At 68.8% G+C, this 18,213-nt stretch carries 21 protein-coding genes; 13 read left to right on the forward strand and 8 right to left on the reverse strand.

Features of this window, described 5'->3' with window-relative positions; translation table 11 throughout:
- Nucleotides 1-31: 31 nt before the first annotated feature.
- From MTF65_RS10940 to MTF65_RS10955, 4 genes are read left to right on the forward strand one after another with little or no spacing between them, the layout of a single operon-like run.
- Nucleotides 32-232: a hypothetical protein gene (locus MTF65_RS10940; RefSeq protein ID WP_243628353.1), complete on the forward strand. Its 201-nt coding sequence runs from the start codon at nt 32-34 to the stop codon at nt 230-232.
- The gene (locus MTF65_RS10945) at nt 229-873 is read left to right on the forward strand and encodes a pilus assembly protein TadG-related protein (RefSeq protein WP_308407144.1); all 645 of its coding nucleotides are present in this window, start codon (nt 229-231) and stop codon (nt 871-873) included. The genes MTF65_RS10940 and MTF65_RS10945 overlap by 4 nt, the downstream gene beginning before the upstream one ends.
- A gap of 31 nt (nt 874-904) precedes the next feature.
- Entirely contained in the window at nt 905-1,492 is a 588-nt protein-coding gene (locus MTF65_RS10950) for a hypothetical protein (protein ID WP_243628355.1), read from the forward strand.
- Nucleotides 1,493-1,496: 4 nt separating this feature from the next.
- Nucleotides 1,497-2,135: an OmpA family protein gene (locus tag MTF65_RS10955; RefSeq protein ID WP_243628356.1), complete on the forward strand. Its 639-nt coding sequence runs from the start codon at nt 1,497-1,499 to the stop codon at nt 2,133-2,135.
- 20 nt (nt 2,136-2,155) lie between these two features.
- Here the strand turns inward: MTF65_RS10955 and MTF65_RS10960 are convergent, their stop codons facing one another.
- Nucleotides 2,156-2,722, reverse strand: coding sequence for a TetR/AcrR family transcriptional regulator (locus MTF65_RS10960; RefSeq protein WP_243628357.1), 567 nt, complete (start codon nt 2,720-2,722; stop codon nt 2,156-2,158).
- A gap of 93 nt (nt 2,723-2,815) precedes the next feature.
- On the opposite strand from MTF65_RS10960, the gene MTF65_RS10965 reads away from it, so the two are divergent.
- Both MTF65_RS10965 and MTF65_RS10970 read left to right on the forward strand, forming a co-directional pair.
- Nucleotides 2,816-3,241: a nuclear transport factor 2 family protein gene (locus MTF65_RS10965; RefSeq protein WP_243628358.1), complete on the forward strand. Its 426-nt coding sequence runs from the start codon at nt 2,816-2,818 to the stop codon at nt 3,239-3,241.
- 110 nt (nt 3,242-3,351) lie between these two features.
- The gene (locus MTF65_RS10970; RefSeq protein WP_243628359.1) at nt 3,352-4,170 is read left to right on the forward strand and encodes an alpha/beta fold hydrolase; all 819 of its coding nucleotides are present in this window, start codon (nt 3,352-3,354) and stop codon (nt 4,168-4,170) included.
- Nucleotides 4,171-4,352: 182 nt separating this feature from the next.
- Here the strand turns inward: MTF65_RS10970 and MTF65_RS10975 are convergent, their stop codons facing one another.
- Together MTF65_RS10975 and MTF65_RS10980 are read right to left on the reverse strand one after the other, a co-directional pair.
- Nucleotides 4,353-4,973: a hypothetical protein gene (locus MTF65_RS10975; protein WP_243628360.1), complete on the reverse strand. Its 621-nt coding sequence runs from the start codon at nt 4,971-4,973 to the stop codon at nt 4,353-4,355.
- Nucleotides 4,974-5,012: 39 nt separating this feature from the next.
- The gene (locus tag MTF65_RS10980; RefSeq protein ID WP_243628361.1) at nt 5,013-5,669 is read right to left on the reverse strand and encodes a hypothetical protein; all 657 of its coding nucleotides are present in this window, start codon (nt 5,667-5,669) and stop codon (nt 5,013-5,015) included.
- Nucleotides 5,670-6,261: 592 nt separating this feature from the next.
- Here MTF65_RS10980 and MTF65_RS10985 point away from each other — a divergent pair.
- Nucleotides 6,262-7,128, forward strand: a complete 867-nt coding sequence (locus tag MTF65_RS10985; RefSeq protein WP_243628362.1) for a serine hydrolase — start codon at nt 6,262-6,264, stop codon at nt 7,126-7,128.
- Here MTF65_RS10985 and MTF65_RS10990 read toward each other — a convergent pair.
- The gene (locus MTF65_RS10990) at nt 7,110-7,307 is read right to left on the reverse strand and encodes a hypothetical protein (RefSeq protein WP_243628363.1); all 198 of its coding nucleotides are present in this window, start codon (nt 7,305-7,307) and stop codon (nt 7,110-7,112) included. The genes MTF65_RS10985 and MTF65_RS10990 overlap by 19 nt on opposite strands.
- A gap of 11 nt (nt 7,308-7,318) precedes the next feature.
- Nucleotides 7,319-8,170 (reverse strand): helix-turn-helix transcriptional regulator, encoded by an 852-nt coding sequence (locus MTF65_RS10995; protein ID WP_243628364.1) that lies wholly within the window; start codon nt 8,168-8,170, stop codon nt 7,319-7,321.
- Nucleotides 8,171-8,409: 239 nt separating this feature from the next.
- On the opposite strand from MTF65_RS10995, the gene MTF65_RS11000 reads away from it, so the two are divergent.
- From MTF65_RS11000 to MTF65_RS11010, 3 genes are all read left to right on the forward strand, one after another.
- Nucleotides 8,410-8,904, forward strand: a complete 495-nt coding sequence (locus MTF65_RS11000) for an ATP-binding protein (protein WP_243628365.1) — start codon at nt 8,410-8,412, stop codon at nt 8,902-8,904.
- 265 nt (nt 8,905-9,169) lie between these two features.
- Nucleotides 9,170-9,796 (forward strand): hypothetical protein, encoded by a 627-nt coding sequence (locus MTF65_RS11005; protein ID WP_243628366.1) that lies wholly within the window; start codon nt 9,170-9,172, stop codon nt 9,794-9,796.
- Nucleotides 9,797-9,813: 17 nt separating this feature from the next.
- On the forward strand, nt 9,814-11,232 hold the full coding sequence (locus tag MTF65_RS11010; RefSeq protein WP_243628367.1) for a hypothetical protein: 1,419 nt from the start codon (nt 9,814-9,816) through the stop codon (nt 11,230-11,232).
- A gap of 49 nt (nt 11,233-11,281) precedes the next feature.
- On the opposite strand, the gene MTF65_RS11015 is transcribed toward MTF65_RS11010, so the two are convergent.
- The gene (locus MTF65_RS11015) at nt 11,282-11,863 is read right to left on the reverse strand and encodes a TetR/AcrR family transcriptional regulator (protein ID WP_243628368.1); all 582 of its coding nucleotides are present in this window, start codon (nt 11,861-11,863) and stop codon (nt 11,282-11,284) included.
- Nucleotides 11,864-12,019: 156 nt separating this feature from the next.
- On the opposite strand from MTF65_RS11015, the gene MTF65_RS11020 reads away from it, so the two are divergent.
- The 3 genes from MTF65_RS11020 (at nt 12,020) to MTF65_RS11030 (ending at nt 15,160) form a co-directional block, all read left to right on the forward strand.
- Nucleotides 12,020-13,663 (forward strand): MDR family MFS transporter, encoded by a 1,644-nt coding sequence (locus MTF65_RS11020; protein ID WP_243628369.1) that lies wholly within the window; start codon nt 12,020-12,022, stop codon nt 13,661-13,663.
- 180 nt (nt 13,664-13,843) lie between these two features.
- Complete coding sequence (locus tag MTF65_RS11025; RefSeq protein WP_374207201.1) at nt 13,844-14,722, forward strand: polysaccharide deacetylase family protein; 879 nt, start codon at nt 13,844-13,846, stop codon at nt 14,720-14,722.
- Nucleotides 14,723-14,836: 114 nt separating this feature from the next.
- Nucleotides 14,837-15,160 carry a nuclear transport factor 2 family protein gene (locus tag MTF65_RS11030; protein ID WP_243628371.1) on the forward strand — a complete coding sequence of 108 codons (324 nt, stop codon included), beginning with the start codon at nt 14,837-14,839 and terminating at the stop codon, nt 15,158-15,160.
- A gap of 12 nt (nt 15,161-15,172) precedes the next feature.
- On the opposite strand, the gene MTF65_RS11035 is transcribed toward MTF65_RS11030, so the two are convergent.
- Both MTF65_RS11035 and MTF65_RS11040 read right to left on the reverse strand, forming a co-directional pair.
- Nucleotides 15,173-16,324 carry a serine hydrolase gene (locus tag MTF65_RS11035; protein ID WP_243628372.1) on the reverse strand — a complete coding sequence of 384 codons (1,152 nt, stop codon included), beginning with the start codon at nt 16,322-16,324 and terminating at the stop codon, nt 15,173-15,175.
- A gap of 319 nt (nt 16,325-16,643) precedes the next feature.
- On the reverse strand, nt 16,644-17,882 hold the full coding sequence (locus tag MTF65_RS11040) for an extracellular solute-binding protein (RefSeq protein ID WP_243628670.1): 1,239 nt from the start codon (nt 17,880-17,882) through the stop codon (nt 16,644-16,646).
- Nucleotides 17,883-18,213: the final 331 nt, after the last annotated feature.

Consider the following 18,213-nt stretch of genomic DNA (forward strand, 5'->3'; position numbering starts at 1 on the left):
AACAGCGGCACCAGCCCGGGAGGAAACCCCCATGTTGCAGAACACCCTGGCGAGGATGCGAAAGCGCTACCCGACCAACCCCGCCCACGACCGCGGCCAGACGGCCTTCGAATACCTGGGCATCATCCTGGTGGTCGTGGTGATCATCGGCGCCATGGTCGGCACCGGCATTGGTACCGCCATCGTGGGTCGCATCACGACGGCGATCGCGGGCCTCACAGCCGGTTCGTGATTCCAGGGAGGCCGGATGACAGGGGCCAGGCCTTTCCGCTCTACGTGGTGGTAGTGGCTGCCCTGCTCTTCGCTGCCCTCGTGTTCTTCGTGTTCGGCCAGGCCGCCGTGGTACGCAGCGACGCCCAAGGGGCGGCGGACGCGGCGGCCCTGGCGGCGGCGCGGGAAGCTAGGGACAACTTGGACCCGGCCTTGGATCTCGCCATGCTCAAGCCTCAAGACTGGGAGGGCGTCGTCGAGGGGCGGTCCTTCGATTGGTCACGGGCCTGTGGAGCTGCTGAGGCTTTCGCGCGGCGGAACGATGCGGCGGGGACCTGCAGTCGCTCGATGCTGCGGTTCACCGTCGAGGTGACCACGGACGGCACGGTGGGGGACTCGGTGGTCCCGGGAACCGAGGGGACGCATGCCAAGGCCAAGGCGGTGGCCGAGATCGTGCCGCGGTGCGAGCTGGGCTTCGCTGCAGACCCTCCCGGTGCGCCGTCACCTTCGCCGACCGTCGCACCCTCGCCGACAGCCTCCCCCTCGGCTGACCCCGTGGTCTTCAAATGTCGGGGCGGGACAACCGTGAGGTTCGACCCTCTGAAACCGGATCGCTGGAAAACGTTGGCGCGGAGTCTCTTTGATGTGCGCTTGGCCGGCTGACAAATTGATGAGAGATAAGGAAGCGGCTTCGATGGGCATGCGGCATAGGGTGAAAGTGCGTGGGGGGGCGGGCGTTGCGATTTCGGCGGCGTTGCTCCTCACCTTGGCCGGATGTGGCGAGGACGGCCAAGCCAAGACCTCCCCAAGTGCTCCGCCGGTGAAGAGCGCTACGCCCAGCGCAGGATCGCAGCCTCAGGCGAGCAGCAGCCAGCCGTCTGCACCTCCGCAGATCATCGCGACCGCCAAGGGGGAGGCGGGAATCGTCCTGGACATCAACTCTGCTGCCCGGGATGCCGGAGGCTTCATCACGGTCAGCGGTCAGATCAAGAACACCGGGGACAAACCCTTTGGCAACACAGCGGCTTGGCGTGGCAACGAACTCAAGGCGAGTGGCGTTTCCATGGCGGGAGTCACGCTGGTCGACAAGGTGGGCAAGAAGAGGTACTACGTTCTTCGGGACACGGATGGCAGGTGCCTGTGCACCACCGGCGTTGTCATCATCGAGGCAGGTCAGTCAGTGCCCTTCTTCGCCCAGTTCCCGGCACCTCCCGCGACCACCAGCGAGGTGGAGTTCAACTTCCCCACATTCGCTTCGACCACTCTGAAGATCTCCGGGTGACGCCATGACCAAAAGCCACCGCATCTCCACCGCGACCCTGGTCGCCGGGCTTGTCATAGCTGGTGCCCACCTTGTCGGCGCGACCAGCGCCCACGCCGATGACGTGAAGCCCTCAATCCCCCCCGGCACCGAGCCATCCGCGTCACCGCCAGTGGCGATCGACTCCAACGCCCCCGGGCTCAAGATCCCCCAGGGAGGAACGCTCGCGCCCGTCAAGGTGTTGGACATCGCCGAGGTCGTCGAAGACCTCGGCGGGGAGCAGCGGCGGCAGGAGACCAACCAGACCGTCATGATGGCGCTGCAGTCCGAGGTGCTCTTCCCCGAGAACAGCGCCGTCTTCAACGCCCAGGCCGCCGCGCGGATACAGGCCATCGGGCAGGAGATCAACACTCAGAAAGCCACCCGCATCCGCGTCTTCGGGTTCACCGACGACCAGGGCAGCTACGAGCACGGCAAGGAGCTCTCCAAGCAGCGCGCCGACGCCGTGCAGGCCGAGCTCGCCAAGACCGTGACGAACCCCTCCGTCACCTACGACGTCCGCGGTTACAGCGAGGACTACCCGATCGCCGACAACAGCACCGACGAAGGCCGCAAGAAGAACCGCCGCGTGGAGATCACCTTCCCCCGCAGCGTCGGCAACTGACGGTCCCGCCCGGCCCCGGGTCAGCGCAGCAGCGCGTACGCCGCCTCCCGGGCCCGGCGGGCCGGGGCCGAGGCCGAGGCCGTCGGGCCCGGGGTGAGGGCGGCCACCACCGTCGCGCCCTCGACCAGGATCAGCAGCTGGTCGGCCAGCTCCGGTCGGCCCGGGCCGGCCACCTCCGCCAGCAGCGCCCGCAGCTCCGCCTTGTGCCGGCGTACGACGTCCAGCACCCCGGCCGGCCCACCGGCCCCCAGCTCCCCGTACGCGTTCAGGAACGCGCACCCCCGGAAGTCAGGCTCCGCGAACCACCGCTCCAGCCAGTCGAAGACGGCCCCCACCGGATCGGTCTCCCCGGACACCCCGGCCTCCCCGGCCACCGCGCCCCGCAGGCTCGCCATCCACCGCGCGTCCCGCCGCTCCAGGTACGCCGTGACCAGCGCCTCCTTCGCCGGGAAGAGCCGGTACAGCCGCTTCAGCGGCACCCCCGACTCCGCGCGGATGCGGTCCATCCCGACGGCCTGGATGCCCTCGGCGTAGAACAGCGTCTCCGCCGCGTCCAGGAGCCGGGTGCGGGCCTCTTCGTCGTCCATGACGGCAGCGTAGCCCAGCATCCCCTTGCGTGGAGAACGATCGTTCTCATACTCTTCGAGAACGATCGTTCTCGCGACCGAGAGGTGACCGCCATGCGACTGCCCGACCCCGTACGCCCGCCCCTGCCGCCCTTCACCGAGGAGTCCGCCCGCGCCAAGGTCCAGGCCGCCGAGGACGCCTGGAACACCCGCGACCCCGAGCGCGTCGCCCTCGCTTACACGGAGGACTCCGTCTGGCGCAACCGCGACCGCTTCCTCACCGGCCGCGCCGAGATCCGCGCCTTCCTCGCCGAAAAGTGGCGGCGCGAGCTCGACTACCGGCTGCGCAAGGAGCTCTGGGCGTACACCGGCAACCGCATCTCCGTCCGCTTCGAGTACGAGTGGCACGACACCTCCGGCCAGTGGTGGCGCAGCCACGGCAACGAGCAGTGGGAGTTCGCCGACAACGGCCTGATGCGCCGCCGCGAAGCCAGCATCAACGACGTCCCGATCACCGCCGCGGACCGCCGGCTCGGCTGACCTGGACGGGCTACGGGGCGGCGCCCGGCGGGTGGCCCGCCCCGGCCCGCGGTATGTGTCCGGTGGACGGACGGTCGGTCGGTACACCGGTGAGCAGACGGAGGCCAGGCATGCCAAGGGCCCGCTTGAACGGCGTCGAGCTCTTCTACGAGGTCCACGGCGCGGGCGACCCGCTGGTCCTGGTCCACGGCTCCTGGAGCGACCACCTCGGCTGGCAGGGCGTCCTGCCCCGCCTCGCCCGCTCGTTCGAGGTCCTCGTCTACGACCGCCGCGGACACAGCCGGAGCGAGCGACCGCCGGGCCAGGGCAGCCGTACCGAGGACGAGGACGACCTCGCGGCGATCATCGAGATGCTCGGCGCGCCGGCCCACGTCGCCGGGAACTCCTTCGGCGCCTCCACCGCGCTCGGCCTCGCCGCTCGCCGCCCCGAGCTGCTGCGCACCCTCACCGCCCACGAGCCGCCGCTCATGGGCATCGTGGCCGACGACCCGGAATTGCGACCGCTGATGCGGGCCACCCAGGGCAGCATCGAGGGCGTCCTCGCCTCCCTGCGCGCGGGCGACGAGCGGGCCGGGGCGCGCCGCTTCGTCGAGGAGGTCGCCTTCGGCCCCGGCGCGTGGGACGCGCTGCCGGAGCCGATCCGCCAGACCTTCGCCGCCAACGCCCCCACCTTCGCCGACGAACAGGCGGACCCGGGCTGGAACACGGTGGACCTCGACCGCCTGTCGTCCCACTACACCGGCCCGGCGCTCCTGACCACAGGCACCGAGAGCCCGCCCTGGTTCCCCGTCATCATCGACAGGCTCTCCGCCGCCCTCCCCCAGGCGCGGGTACGCACCCTGGACGGGGCCGGACACGTCCCACACCTCACCCACCCCGACCGCTACGCCGAAAACCTCACCGGCTTCATCGCGTCCGCCGCGTCGTAGGCACCGTTCAAGTCCGGGCGGACCGCGGCCCATGACGGGCGGCGCCGATCCGGGCCCAGCGTGCAGGCCCGCGGGACACTCGTTCCGCGACCGAGGCGGGCCCTCAGTTCGGGCTGGGCTTTAGCCCTGGGTTGCCGGGAGACGCTATCGCGACATCGTGACAAATGGTCGGCGATTCGATTTCATTGCGAAGAGCTCGAGGGAATTGCGTTGTCCGATGCTTTCGCTCGGTCCGCGATCTGCTCTCGCGTCTTTTGTTCTCCAATAACGATCCGTGTGGCCGATGGGCCGTGCGGTATTCGCATCACTGACGCATGGCCGCGCGCATTCATCGGGGCATCGGGTTCGCCTGGCGTGTATTCGATCACTATGGCATTCGTGCCACAATGCATGGATGCCCATTTTGTAGAGCTTCCAGCACCGGAAGCGCTGTTATATGGACCGGCGGGATAGGGATTGGTACCATCATCTCCCCTCGCGAAATGCGACACGAGATGAATATCGTTCACCTTGGGGTCTGCCTTAGAGGTGATCAAGAGGCCGCAGGAATCGCCGTTTATGTACGCGATAATTCGCCGCTGGCTGCTATCTAGCTCGGCGAGGATCCTGAGGGAGCCGGCCGAGGCTTCTTCGAAATCGTTCAGCGGATCGTCGGATACGCCAATCGATTCAAGTTCGTTTAGCGGGGTGAATCTGATGGCACTTTTGGTGGGGTTGACATCCGGCGTGACGCTATCCTCGCACCCAGTAAGCGCAAAAATGAAGGCAGCCGCTAAGGCTAAGGGTCGAATTTTCCAAGCCACGCGGCCGCACCTCATCCTTTTCGAATTCTCAGCGGATCATCATCGCAGCCACTGATTAAAGCAGACGCCTACAGGCTTGTAGGCGTACACCTTCTTCCCTGTGGGGAACCGACCGCCGGCTCCTGACCAGGCGTCACCTACGAACACATCGTACAGCGGGAAGGCTTGGACGGTCCCAAACTTGCCACTGGGAACCTCGTAGCGCGTCTCGTTCTTGACGCTGTAGGTATTAGTGACGCTCCATCCCATGCCGGCGGAGATGTACTTCAGGTCGACGTTCACCTCCTTGGTGACGGTCGCAGCGACGCTCTTTTCAACCGACAGGACGAGGGTGGTCTTGCCCTGCCCGCTCGTCTGCTGGATCACGTTAGTGCCACACGACTGGCTTATCCAGTGTGCGTTTTTAATCGCGTAGTAATCCGTCGTCCCCGCAGGTGCCGGAGACACTGGGGCGACGTTCTGCGCTAACTCGCTGCGGGTTTCAGTCGCCCCGGCGTTCCGCTTGACCACGGTGTTCGGGCCAGGTGTGAAAAACTTGCCATCTGCGGAGAGCGAACTTGCGGGAATGCTTACCGGGCCCTCGCTTGCGTGGGACACCCCGGCACCTGCGGTTGCCACCAACGCGACCGCAGAGCCTGTCGCGATGAGAGTCACAGCGATTTCCCGCCGCCACGTCCAAAATTGTGCGTTCTTCACGATCGCTCCCAAATCAGTTGTTGCGAATGCGCCCGCCTCCGCATTGAGCAAGCGGGGAGATGTGCGGGCTCGCCGACTTCTTGAGTTTGTTCGGTTCGCCGCTTTGTGATCAACCGATTTAGCCAAGCTGTGCCCCAGATCACACAGGAATCTCAGATGCACCTCAAGTAACTAGCTATATGAGTAATTCAAGCCAGCCCCCTACGCCTTTGGGCCGAGCAGGCCAGAATTGGCACCGTCACTCACCCCGGAATTTCCAAGTGAAAATACAACCGCCGAGACCGCCGAGACGGCTGAATCCCAGATGGGGAAGGCTGTGAACGGCCAGCTCATCGACGAGGTGGACGAGCCCAGGCGGCCATCAGCTGACGGGCGACGGCGGGCTGCTGCAGCAGTTGGCCAAGCGGCTGATGGAGGCCACCCCGGCCGATCCTCCGGCGTTGGCCTGGACGGGGGTACCGACCCGCCGCTGTGCCGCCACCCCGCCCACCCGGAGGGCCTGGCGGGCTTCGCGCTGACGGTGGTTGCTTGCGACCTGGCCTTCCTCTCGGGGACACTCGACCGGCGGACGGTCTGACGGGAGCGAGTTCACGTGCTGACAGCCACTTGCCTGCTGGGCGGAGAGGGGATCACGGACCGGGTCACCCGCGGGCATGACGCGGACCGGTTCGTGGAACTCGGATCCCTGAGCAAGGTGATGACCGGAACCATCCTGATGGGGCTCGCCGGAAGGGGGGTGACCGGCCTCGACACCCCCCTTGAGGACTGCCTCGCCGAGGTGCCCCCCGGTACCGGGATCACCCTGCGCCACCTCGCCGAGCACACATCGGGCCTGCCGCGCCTGCCACCTGGCGACACCGGCCCCGCCGACGACCCGTACCTCGACTTCACCGAGGCCGCGCTCGGCGTGCTGCTGCGTGACCTGGAGCGGGTGGTGACGGCGCGTCCCGGGGCGACGGAGTACTCCAACCTCGGGTACGCGGTGCTCGGACGGGCGCTGACCGCGGTGTCGGGATGTACGTACCAGCAACTGGTCGACGCATACGTGCTGGAACCCCTGGGCCTGCCACCGGGCGCGGCCACGGCGGTCCCCCCGGCCGACCGGCGCCTGGTGGCGCGCACCCTGTTCGGCCGTCCCCGTGCGATCTGGACCCTGACCGGGCCGATGCTGCCTTCCGGCGGCCTGTGGTCCACCCCCAGGACCATGGCCGCCATCCTGGTCGGCCTGCTCGTCGAGCGCAGGCTCGGCCCGCCGGCACCCACGTGGCAACGGGGTAACGCCTCGCTGTGGCACAACGGCGCCACGCGCGCCGCGTCTGCCGTCGCGGTGGCGCACGACGACGGCCGCTGGCTCCTGCTCCACCGCCTGAACGGCGACCCCGCACGGACCGACCGCATGGCGTTCGAGGCCTTCGCGGCCTCGGAACCGCCCGCCGCCGGTCAGTCCGTCAGGAGGTGATCGGCCTTGCCGGCCTTGATGTCCCGGATCAGCTGGCGCAGGGCGTCCGTGGAGTCGGTGAGGTACGAGGCCTCCGCGCCCGCGACGGCGATGTAGCTGTTGCCGTCCCCGTCCACCCCGATCCGGTAGCAGGAGTTTCCTTCACCGCAGAACGGCTCTTCCCACGTTACGGAGGTCATGGTCTCCCCTTTCACAGCTGGTTTGCGACGGTGTGGATGAAGTCCCGAGAGTCCCGAGGGGACAGCGCCATTTTCTCCATCAGGTCGAAATGGGCCCGGTACTTGGCGAGTTGTCTTTCGGTGTGCAGGAAGTCAGGTCCGTGCGAGTTGTCCACCTGCACGGTGTCGAGCTGGGTTGTCGGCCCCTCGGCGTAGAGCACGGTCTGGCCTGCGCCCGGGAAGCCGCCCGCATCGAACGGGAGGACGAGTACCGTCACATTGTCCTGCTCGGACCGATTGAGCAAGTGGTTCAGCTGCGCGCGCAGTACGGTGCGACCGCCGAACTGCATGCGCAGGGCGGCCTCGTGCACGATGGCGACGAAGTCGCGCCCGTTCTCCCCGTCCAGCACTTGCTGGCGCTCGACGCGCAGTGCCAGCCGCAACGCGACCTCATGTTCCGGCAGAGCGGGGATGACCATCCGGAACACCGCGAGGGCGTGGTCGGAGGTCTGGAGAAGCCCGGGCATGTGAACGGAGTAGGCACCCCGCATGCGGGTGCTGTGTGTCTCCAGTTCGGCGATGTCCAGGAATCCCTGGGGCAGTTGGCCGCGGTAGCGATCCCACCACCTGCGCCCGACGGGCTGGGCCATCTCCGTCAGCCCGGCGATGTACTGCTCATCGGTCACCTCGCAGTTGCATGCCAGCGTCCGTAGCCGTTCGGCCGTGATGGCGCGTGTGCCGGACTCCATGGCGGATACGGCGCCTCGGTCCACACCCAGGAGGCCGGCCGCGAACTCGGCCGAGATGCCTGCCGATGTGCGCATCCTGCGCAGCTCGTGTCCCAGCCTCTTCTGACGCTCTGTGGGAGCTGTCCTAGCGGTCATGGTGTGCAGTCTCGCGCGTACGCGCCCCCTCCGGCCACGGGCGGCAGAGTTCTCCCGCTACCCGGGCCAAAATCTGCCCACCGGCGCTACATTAGGTAATGCACCGCTCACGCAGGGGAGTTGAAGTGCATCGCCGCAGCATGCCTCGGCCTCGGCGACGAGCCACGCTCCCATCTCCGCGTCAGCCACCCGTGCGCGTCGAACTCACCGCTGCCACCACCGACCTCAGGGAGTCCGCGATGCCCAGCCCCTTCATGTCCTGCCCCGTCACCCCGCCCGCGCCCACGGGGAGCGAGCCGCCCTCGCTCGACACGCTCACGTGCAGCCTCACCGTGCCCGGGGCCCCGTACAGCGCCCAGATCGCGCGGGGCGCCGTACGGTCCGTCCTGCACGCCTACCGGCTCGACCCGCTGGCCCCCGCAGCCGTGCAGGTCACCGGGGAACTCGTCGCCGCGGCCTGGCGCCTGGACCCCGGGCGGAGCCTGTACCTGTCCGTCCGGTACCGGGACGATTCGCTCCGCCTCAGCGTCTACGACGGCCACGCGTCCCACCCCCACCCCCGGCTGGCCGCGCACTGCGAGGCCCGGCGGCGGGCGGCGCTGCGGCTGATGGCGGTGGTGGTGCGCGAGTGCGGCGGGGCGTGGGGGTTCGGCGAGTCCCGCGAGCCCGGAGGCGGCACGCGCACCTGGGCCAGCCTGCCCCGGCACGGGGCCGCCGACTACCTTCCCGCCTGACCGGCGGCGGGGGGCGCCCCTCGTGTGGGTGACGGAGTATCAGGACATTCACTTCCGCCCGGGGCCTCCGCATTCCGGATGAGATCCGGATCTTCCGGAGCCCCTGGGGGGCGGAACGGGCCGTCTCGCGCGGATGGCCGGATGTGTCGCCTTGTCGGTATTCCGGCTCCTGTCGAGGATGGCGCCGCCGGGCCGATCACGGTCGATCCCGTGACGGCGCCGTCCGTGCTTCCTGCCCCTCCTCCATCCCTCAAGGAGCGCCTCCGTGCCCGATGTCACCATCGATCTGCCGCTCAGCTTCGGAGTGCCGGAGCATTTCCAGGACATCGACTTCGCCGTCTCCGCCGAGGTGAACACCAACCGGCTGATCGAGCGGTTGAACATGGTCGATCCGAAGCCGTCGGACGAGGAGATCGCGCACGCGGTCCTGTCCCAGCAGTCGATGTACGAGATGCTCAGCGCGGCAGGAGCCGTCTACGCGGGCACCCTGCTGTCCGGGCCTTCGCCGGAGGAGCCGGAGAAGAAGCTCTCCTCGGTGACCCTGACGGTGACCGCCCGCCCCGCCGAGCTGTCGAACGAGCTCACCGTGCACCGCCTGGCCCGCACCATGGGGGCGATCTACCCGGACGCAGAGGTCGGTGTCGTCCGTCTGGAGGCCGGCCCCGCCGTGCTGATCACCGAGGAGCGGAAGGTCGAGCGCCCGGTGAACCTCCTCGGCGAAGGGGGAGGCGCCACCACCGTGCGCCAGCTCCACGTGTTCGTGCCCATCCCGGGCCGCCTCGCGATGGCGGACTTCGCCATCGCCACCGAGAACATCGCCGAGTGGGACGACTGCGTCGAGATCATCGGCCAGGTCTGCAAGACCATCGCCTTCGCCGAAGCCGCTGCCTGAGAAGGGATCTCCCCGCCATGCACATCTCGTACCAGATCAGCTCACCCCTCTACAGCCTCGGCTTCGACCCGGGGAGCGACAAGTTCGTCGGCGCGGTCCACTCCGAACTGAACATGTACACCGGCGACGAGTCGATGGCGATGAGGATCTGGGGCTGGGACGCGAACGCCCTGACCAGTGCCGAACGCTACAAGATCGACCAGCTCCTGCGGATGTTCGTCTTCCAGAGGGGCCAGATCCTCTCCGCGCTGCGGCGCCTCGACGAGGAGTACGGCGCGTACCTGGAGTCGAACCCGGAAGCCGCCGCCCAGGCCGAGGCTTTCACCGAGTCCCTCCGGTCGGACCTGGAGAAGCAGTACACGCAGATGGAGGAGTGGAAGCCCTCCGAGGAGTCACCGTGGTGGCCCGACGAGGGCGACAGGTACGCGCTGCGGGATTCGGTGCAGGGCGTGATGTCCTTCATGCACCCGGAGATCGCCCGCAACACCGGCCCCAACTACTCGCTCGCCATGGGCGGCATGAGCTTCACCGGCAACTACTGGCGGCTGAAGGACAACGGCTACGCGCGCGACCGCATCCCCGACGGCCACCTCTACGATCTAGTCGACACCGCGATCGCCCTCCAGGCCGAGTTCCAGCTCCAGTGCCTGCTCACCGACCGGGAGTTCACCCGGATCATCCAGACCCGGGGCCAGGAGTTCGAGTGGCTCAAGGCCGAGGCCGCGCGCAAGGCGGCCGAGGCCGCGGCCGCCGAACAGGGCGGCGGTTTCTGGGGACTCTTCGGCGACATCCTCGGCATCGTCTCCGCCGTCGCCGGCGTCCTGGCCCTCGTCCCCGTCCTCACGCCGATCGCGGGGCCCATCGCCGTCGTGACCGCCGTCGCCGCGCTCGGCGCGCACACCGTGGACGCGTCGATCAAGGGTGACTGGGACGCGATGACGTTCGTCGGCCTCGGCGCCGACGCCCTCGCGGCCCTGCCCGGGATCGGCGCGGTCGCCAAGAGCCTCAAGGCCGGGCAGGTCGCCATGAAGACGATCGGCGTGGCGAGCGGCGCGGTGTCCAAGGCCAGCGTGGTCTCCAAGACCGCGGGCCGCACGTTCCTGGCCACCACCGGCGGGAGCGCCGCGTCCGAGGCCTCGACCGTCTTCAACTACATCGGCACCACGGGCGCGAAGGTGGTCGGGACCTCCACCGCCTCCGGGAAGATCGCCGGAAAGGTCCTCCAGGGCTCCGTCAACCTCTCCACCCAGGTCCCGCTGGTCGTGGAGATGGCGGCCGGCACGGACATGTCCGACCCGAAGAACGCCGCCACCGGAACCGCCCTGACCGCCAACTACGGCCAGTCCATCGGCAGCTGGGGCGCCGTCGGAAGCGCCGCCAAGAAGACCGGCACCATCTCCCTGGCCGCCTTCGCGGGGGTCATCGGCCGCCGCTGACCCCCGCCCGTCACTTGACCCACGCCGTCACCCAGGCCCACCACCCCGGCTACGCCGCGTGGTGCGCCTGGGTGATCAGGTCCGTCGCGACCTGGAGGGCCGCCAGGCGGGTCTCCTCCGGGTCGCCCTCCACGTGCTGGAGGAACATCATCCCGGCGTGCAGCGTGAACAGGGCGCTCACGCAGCGCACTTGGTCCTCCAGGGGCCCGTCCGTGGTGCGCAGCAGCTCGACCAGGGTGAACAGCCGCCGCTTGACGGTCTCGCCGATGGTCAGCTCCCGCATCGTCGCCTGGTTCTCCTGCATGAAGCGGTACAGCGGCGCGCCCGCCGCCATCGCCTCGCTGTAGCGGCGCAGCACCTCGCGCTTCATCTCCAGGGTGCGCGGCTGAGCCTCCGCCCATTCGATCAGCTCGTCGATCGGCCGCGTCAGGTCCTCGAAGACGCTGATGATGATGTCTTCCTTGGTCTTGAAGTGGTAGTACAGCGCCGCCTTCGTGACCTCCAGCCGCTCCGCGATCTCGCGCAGCGAGGTCTTCTCGTACCCCTGCTCGGCGAAGAGCTCCAGTGCGACGTCCTGGATGCGCTGGCGGGTGTTGCCCCGGCGCTGCTGAGGACTGTTGCTCGCGGACATGGCTCTCCCCAAAACTTACTTGACGCCCGGCTAGTAGCGGGTCTACCTTCCCCAGTGTAGTGAACTAGCCGGTCGGCAAGTAAGTGCCCGGCCGGCAGCAAGTGACGAGAAGTGCCGATGGGCGTGGGCCGGCGTGGCAGTGCCAGGGGAGTGGACATGAGCGAGACAGTCGAAAAGGCCGACCCCTCCGAGGGGGCGACGGGGGTGAAGCCGCGCAGCGTCCGGGTCGTGCTGATGGCGCTCATGATCGCGATGTTGCTGGCCATGCTCGACAACATGATCATCGGTACGGCGATGCCCACCATCGTCGGTGAGCTCGGCGGCCTGGAGCACCTCTCCTGGGTGGTCACCGCGTACACGCTGGCCACCGCCGCCTCCACCCCCATCTGGGGCAAGCTCGGCGACATGTACGGGCGCAAGGGCGCCTTCCTCACCTCGATCGTGATCTTCCTCGTCGGCTCGGTCCTCAGCGGCATGGCCCAGGACATGGGCCAGCTCATCGGCTTCCGCGCCATCCAGGGCCTGGGCGCCGGCGGTCTGATGGTCGGCGTCATGGCGATCATCGGCGACCTGATCCCGCCCCGCGAGCGCGGCAAGTACCAGGGCATGATGGCCGGCGTGATGGCCCTCGCCATGATCGGCGGCCCGCTGGTCGGCGGAACCATCACCGACCACATGGGCTGGCGCTGGTCCTTCTACATCAACCTCCCCCTCGGCGCGGTCGCGCTGGCCATGGTCACCGCCGTGCTGCACCTGCCCAAGAAGAGGGCAGCGCAGGGGAAGATCGACTACCTGGGCGCCGCCCTGCTGACCATCGCCATCACCTCCACCGTCCTCGTGACGACCTGGGGTGGCACCGAGTACGCGTGGGGGTCCGTCGAGATCCTCGGCCTGATCGTGGTCGGCGCGCTGTCGACCGCCGCGTTCCTCTACGCCGAGACCAGGGCCGCCGAGCCGGTGATGCCGCTGCACATCTTCCGCAGCCGCAATTTCACCCTCATGAGCGTGATCGGCTTCCTCGTCGGCTTCGCGATGTTCGGCGGCGTGCTCTACCTGCCGCTCTTCCAGCAGTCGGTGCAGGGCGCCTCCGCCACCAACTCGGGCCTGCTGCTCCTGCCCATGCTGCTCTCGATGATGGTCGTCTCGCTCATCGCGGGCCGCATCACCACCAGCAGCGGCAAGTACAAGATCTTCCCGATCATCGGCGGCGCGCTCATGATCGTCGGCCTGTTCCTGCTGGCGACGATGGACGTCGGGACGAGCCGCCTGGTCTCCGGCCTGTACATGGCCGTGCTGGGTGCGGGACTCGGTTTCCTCATGCAGATCACCATGCTGGTCGCACAGAACAGCGTGGACATGAAGGACATGGGCGTCGCCTCCTCCTCGGCGACCCTCTTCCGCACGCTCGGCGGCTCCTTCGGTGTGGCCCTGATGGGCTCCCTGTTCACCACCCAGGTCACGAACACCATGGCCGACCGCCTCGGCCCCGAGGCCGCGAGCGCCGCCGGCTCCGCGCAGTTGGACGCCGCGAGCCTGGCCAAGCTGCCGGAGGCGGTGCGCGAGGCGTACCAGTACGCCGTCGCCGCCGGTACGCACTCGGCGTTCCTGCTGGGCGCGGCCATCGCCGTCCTGGGCTTCGTCGCGGCCTGGTTCGTCAAGGAGGTCCCGCTGAAGGGCGCGGGCCCGGCCAAGGCCCCGGCCGGCGCGGAAGCGGATGCGGATGCCGGTGCGGGTGCAGGTGCGGGTGCGGGCCCCGGTGACGGAGCGTCGGGCCGCGCGCAGGAGTCCCTCGCGCACTGATCGACGTATCGCTACACGCACGACGGGACGGCCCGGCCGCCGGTGGATCAACGGATCCACCGGCGGCCGGGCCTTCCGCCTTTAGGGGGATTTGGCGGGAACCCCGCTGCGTTGACCGACGTCATGACCCACGGAGGGCTCGCAACGCCGGACGGGTAGGGGGACGGGTTCATGGGGTTCATGGCGCGCATGCACAGTCAGGGGACACGGGCACGGATAGCCGTCGCGGCATCGGCCGCGGCCGTGGCGGCGACGGTGTGGGGAGTGGTGGCCCTGGTCGAGCCGGGGCAACACAGCCTGCGGGACAACGCCTCACGGCAGACGGACGCGCAGCGCGACAACGACGGCAAGAAGGGCACGGACGGCAAGCCGGACGGCAAGCCGGGCGGCGACCCCGCGAGCGGCGGTCCCCGTCCCCGCATACCCGAGGGCATCGCCCACGCCTCCGAGAGCGGCGCGAACGCCGTCAACATCACCATCGACGACGGCCCCGACCCCCGGTGGACCCCCCAGATCCTGGACGTACTGAAGAAGTACGACGTGAAGGCCACCTTCTGCATGGTCGGCCCGGCGGCCAAGGCGCACCCGGACCTGGTCAAGAAGGTCGTCGCGGGCGGCCACCGGCTCTGCGACCACTCCATGGACCACGACACGTCCATGGACAAGAAGCCCGTCGACTACCAGGAGCGCCAGATCCTGGAGGCGAAGAAGCTGATCGAGGAAGCCGCCGGCAGCGGCGCGAAGGTCGAGTACTACCGGGCCCCCGGCGGCGCGTTCACCCCCGACAGCCGGCGCATCGCCGCCGCGAACGGCATGCGCCCGCTCGGCTGGAACGTGGACACCAAGGACTTCGAGAAGCCCGGCGTGGCCGCGATCGTCAACGCGGTGAAGCGCGAGATGGGCAACGGCCCGACGGTCCTCTTCCACGACGGCGGCGGCAACCGCGCGCAGACCGTCGAGGCCCTCGACCAGGTGCTGGCCTGGCTGGGGGACCAGGGCCGCCCGACCGGCTTCCCGGTGCGCACGGAGCCCGACACCCCCGCATCCGGGCCGTCCTGACACGCCGTCCTGACACGCCGTCCGGCGGCGAACGGGTGAGGGTCAGCGCCCCGGCCCCGCCCGAGGTGTTCCCTGGTCGGGCAGCCCATCCGCACACCCGACCAGGAGGCCCTCGTGATCGCCCCGAGCCATCTGTCCGACCCCGCCGTCCGCGCCTTCGTCACCGCCGTCAACGCGGGTGACCAGGACGCCTTCGAGGCGGTCCTCACCCCCGACGCGACGATGTCCGACGACGGCTCGGACCGTGACGTCGCTCAATGGGCCGACAAGGAGATCTTCTCCTCCGGCGGCCGGATGCTGGTCGAGTCCGAGTCCGACGGCGGCCACGCCCTCGTGGTCAACTACCGCAACGACACGTGGGGCGAGATGCGCACCACCTGGCGCTTCACGGTCTCCGACGACGGGCACATCAGCCGCTTCGAGACCGGCCAGGCCTGACCCGCCGCGCGGTTATCCGGCGGCCCGCGCCGCCTTCAGCACCGCCGCCGTCAGGCGCTCGTTCTCCGGGGCCGGCCCGCCCGGGAAGCCGAACCGGCGGCGCGTGTACCCGTACGCCACACCCGTCGCCGGATCGGCGAATCCCTGGCCTCCCGCCGCACCGCTGTGGCCGAGCGCCCGCGGCCCCACGTCGGGCAGCCGCTCGAAGCCGAGCGCGAAGTGGTCCGGACCCGGCGCGACCAGGTCCTCGCCCGGGGTGTGCGGCTTCGCGAACTCGGCGGCCGTGTCCGGCTTCAGCAGCGGAGCCCGGCCGTCCACCTCGCTGATCATCGCCGCGTACATGCCCGCGACACCGCGCGCCGAGCCGACCCCGCCCGCCGAAGCCGGGCCGAGCGCCTTCACCTCGGGGTGGTTGGCGAAGGCGATCAGGTCCATCGGCGGGTCGGTGTGCCAGTTGAACGCGACGGTCATCAGCGGCGACGGCGCCGGCCCGGCCGCCATCGCGGCCAGCTGCTCCGGCGTGGGCAGCGCCTCCAGGATCGGCTTCCAGCGGCCCTCCCGCTCGGCGGGCAGGCCAAGGTATAGGTCCAGACCGTACGGCGCGCGGATCCGCTCCTCGTAGACGTCCTGGATCGAGCGGCCGCCGGTCACGCGGCGCACCACCTCGCCGGTCAGCGCGGCGATCACGAACGCGTGGTAGCCGTACGCCGTCCCGGGCTCCCAGTACGGCTTCGCGGCGGCCAGCTTCGCCGCGACCACCGCGTCGTCGGCCAGCTCGTCGAGGGTGAATCCCTCGGGCCTGTTGATGAGGCCCGCCTGGTGCGACACGAGCTGTCGTACCGTCAGCCGCTCCTTGCCGTACCCCGTGAACTCGGGCCAGTACGCCGACACCGGACGGTCCAGCTCCAGTACGCCGTCCTGCACGAGCAGCGCCACGACCAGGTGGGCCGCGCCCTTGGTGATCGAGTAGACGCCGCTCAGGGTGTCCCCGTCGGTGTCCTCGCCGGCCCACAGGTCCACCACGGGGCGGCCGTGGTGGTGCACCACCAACTGGGCCTCGGGCGAGTGGGCTTCGGCCGCGACGAAGGCCGCGAACTCCTCCCGTACGGACTCCCAGCCCGTCGCCACCGTGCCGTTGACGCTCACATCCACGCTCACGCTCATGGACATCCCCCGTTGATCAGATCGTTCGGTCGTATCTGCTCGGAAAACGGGTGGTGATCAGGTTATGTTCCTGAGGCGCCGAGACTGTGTCAGCTCCCCGCTTCTTGCGCGGGGTCCAGTACAAGACGTCCGGCAACGATCCGCGGTAGCGCGCGGTCGGCGGTCGGTCGGCGGTCGGGAGTGGGGGCCGGCCGCCCCGCGCACCTCGTGAGTGCTCGGCGGGCGGCTGGGCCGCGGCCTTGGATCAAGAGCCGTAGCAGCCATGATGCCGCACGGGGTGGGATGCGGCAGGGTCAAAGGTCCCGTGTCGGGGGTCCGTTCAGTGCTTTTTGGACGCCTCGTTCGCCTTGCCGGCGATGTCTTCGAGGACGGTCTTCGGGTCGCCGGCCGGTTCGACGGCGCGCCCGATGTTGCGCTTGATGGTGTCGCTGACCGTCACCCAGGACGGGTCGTTCACCGGGTAGAGCTGAGCGCCGCGCAGGGCGGTCAGGAAGAACTCGTCGTTCTTGTCGAGGCCGCCGCCGCCGGCCGGCGTGCGGGCGGCGGAGACCGTCGAAGGCAGCAGGTGGTAGCGGCCCGCGAAGTCCGACAGGTTCTTGTCCTGGTAGACGAAGTCCATGAACGTGCCGATCTCGGCCCGCTTGCCGTTCTGCTTGAACGCCATCATCCAGTCGGCCACCCCCACGACCGGCGGGTTCTCACCGGAGCCGAGCGTGTCCGAGACCGGCATGGCCACCGTGCCGACGCCGATGCCCTTGGCGCGCGCCTCGTGGGCGAGCGACGGGTAGCCGTTGAGCATGCCGACCTCGCCGCGCAGGAACGCGGCGAAGGCGTCGGCCCGGTTGAGCTGCGAGGGCGGGGTCGGGCCGGTCAGGCCCGGGGAGACCAGGTTGTCCTTGATCCAGCGGAAGGTCTCGATGTTCTGGTCGGAGGCCAGGCTGTAGTTGCCGCTGCTGTCGGCGTAGCCGCCGCCGTTGCTCAGCTCCCAGATCATCGCCTCGGCGTGCGCCTCCTCGGGGCCCAGCGGCAGGGCGTACGGGAACTTCACGCCCTTGTCCTTCAGCGCCTTGGCGGCGGACTTCAGGTCGGACCAGGTCTTGGGGGCGCTGACCCCGGCCTTGGCGAACAGCGCCTCGTTGTAGAAGAGGAGACGGCTGCTCGCCACGAAGGGCAGGCCGTAGAGGGTGTTGCCGACGGAGCCGGCCTCGGCGAGCGGCTGAAGGAAGTTCGCCTCGGCGGTGACCGACAGGAGTTCCTCCGCGGAATAGAGCTTGCCCTGCGCCGCGAAGTCCGAGTAGGAGCCCATCAGTGCCATGTCCGGCGCCTTGCCGGCCTTGACCATACGGGATACCTCGCGGTCGATGTCGGCCCACGGCAGGAGCTGGACCTCGACCTTGATGCCGGGGTTGGCAGTGGTGAAATCGGCCGAAACCTTGTCCCAGAAAGCCTTGGAGCTGGTGGCCGGACCATCGCCGTATTCCGCGGCGACGAGGCGCAGCGTACTGCCGTCACCCGCGTCCTCTCCGGAACCTCCGCAGCCGGTCAGCGGTATCAGCATGCCGAGCGCGAGCGTGCTCGCGGTCGCGCTGAAAATTCTTCGTCGCACGGTGGGGTTCCCCTGAATTCCTTTTGAGTCCCGTTGTTACTTGCGAGTTGCTCCGGGCTGGGGATGTCCGTCCGTGGCCCGTTGGCCGGAATTCTCTCCTGGGGGCAGGGTGGTTGATTCCATTGGGGCGGTACTTGTGTTCAATGCTCCAACTAGGGCTTTTCCGGCTGGTGTTTTCCGATATGTGATCCACAATTCCAACGCGCGTAGACATGCCGAAACGCCCGTTTCCGGCCAGGGAACGGGGTTGGGTGGTGCGGGAGGAGGGAAGGGCGGTAGTTTT

This window comes from Streptomyces sp. APSN-46.1 (genome assembly GCF_022815725.1).
Taxonomy (GTDB): Bacteria; Actinomycetota; Actinomycetes; order Streptomycetales; family Streptomycetaceae; genus Streptomyces.

Bases quoted from the DNA above. Each gene is read 5' to 3' on its own strand.
- MTF65_RS11000 (WP_243628365.1), top strand. From the start codon at position 8,410: ATGCCCAGCCCCTTCATGTCCTGCCCCGTCACCCCGCCCGCGCCCACG.
- MTF65_RS10965 (WP_243628358.1), top strand. From the start codon at position 2,816: ATGCGACTGCCCGACCCCGTACGCCCGCCCCTGCCGCCCTTCACCGAG.
- MTF65_RS10990 (WP_243628363.1), bottom strand. From the start codon at position 7,307: ATGACCTCCGTAACGTGGGAAGAGCCGTTCTGCGGTGAAGGAAACTCC.
- MTF65_RS10955 (WP_243628356.1), top strand. From the start codon at position 1,497: ATGACCAAAAGCCACCGCATCTCCACCGCGACCCTGGTCGCCGGGCTT.
- MTF65_RS11010 (WP_243628367.1), top strand. From the start codon at position 9,814: ATGCACATCTCGTACCAGATCAGCTCACCCCTCTACAGCCTCGGCTTC.
- MTF65_RS11015 (WP_243628368.1), bottom strand. From the start codon at position 11,863: ATGTCCGCGAGCAACAGTCCTCAGCAGCGCCGGGGCAACACCCGCCAG.
- MTF65_RS11025 (WP_374207201.1), top strand. From the start codon at position 13,844: ATGGCGCGCATGCACAGTCAGGGGACACGGGCACGGATAGCCGTCGCG.
- MTF65_RS10950 (WP_243628355.1), top strand. From the start codon at position 905: ATGGGCATGCGGCATAGGGTGAAAGTGCGTGGGGGGGCGGGCGTTGCG.
- MTF65_RS11035 (WP_243628372.1), bottom strand. From the start codon at position 16,324: ATGAGCGTGAGCGTGGATGTGAGCGTCAACGGCACGGTGGCGACGGGC.
- MTF65_RS11040 (WP_243628670.1), bottom strand. From the start codon at position 17,882: ATGCTGATACCGCTGACCGGCTGCGGAGGTTCCGGAGAGGACGCGGGT.
- MTF65_RS10940 (WP_243628353.1), top strand. From the start codon at position 32: ATGTTGCAGAACACCCTGGCGAGGATGCGAAAGCGCTACCCGACCAAC.
- MTF65_RS10960 (WP_243628357.1), bottom strand. From the start codon at position 2,722: ATGGACGACGAAGAGGCCCGCACCCGGCTCCTGGACGCGGCGGAGACG.
- MTF65_RS10970 (WP_243628359.1), top strand. From the start codon at position 3,352: ATGCCAAGGGCCCGCTTGAACGGCGTCGAGCTCTTCTACGAGGTCCAC.
- MTF65_RS11020 (WP_243628369.1), top strand. From the start codon at position 12,020: ATGAGCGAGACAGTCGAAAAGGCCGACCCCTCCGAGGGGGCGACGGGG.
- MTF65_RS10995 (WP_243628364.1), bottom strand. From the start codon at position 8,170: ATGACCGCTAGGACAGCTCCCACAGAGCGTCAGAAGAGGCTGGGACAC.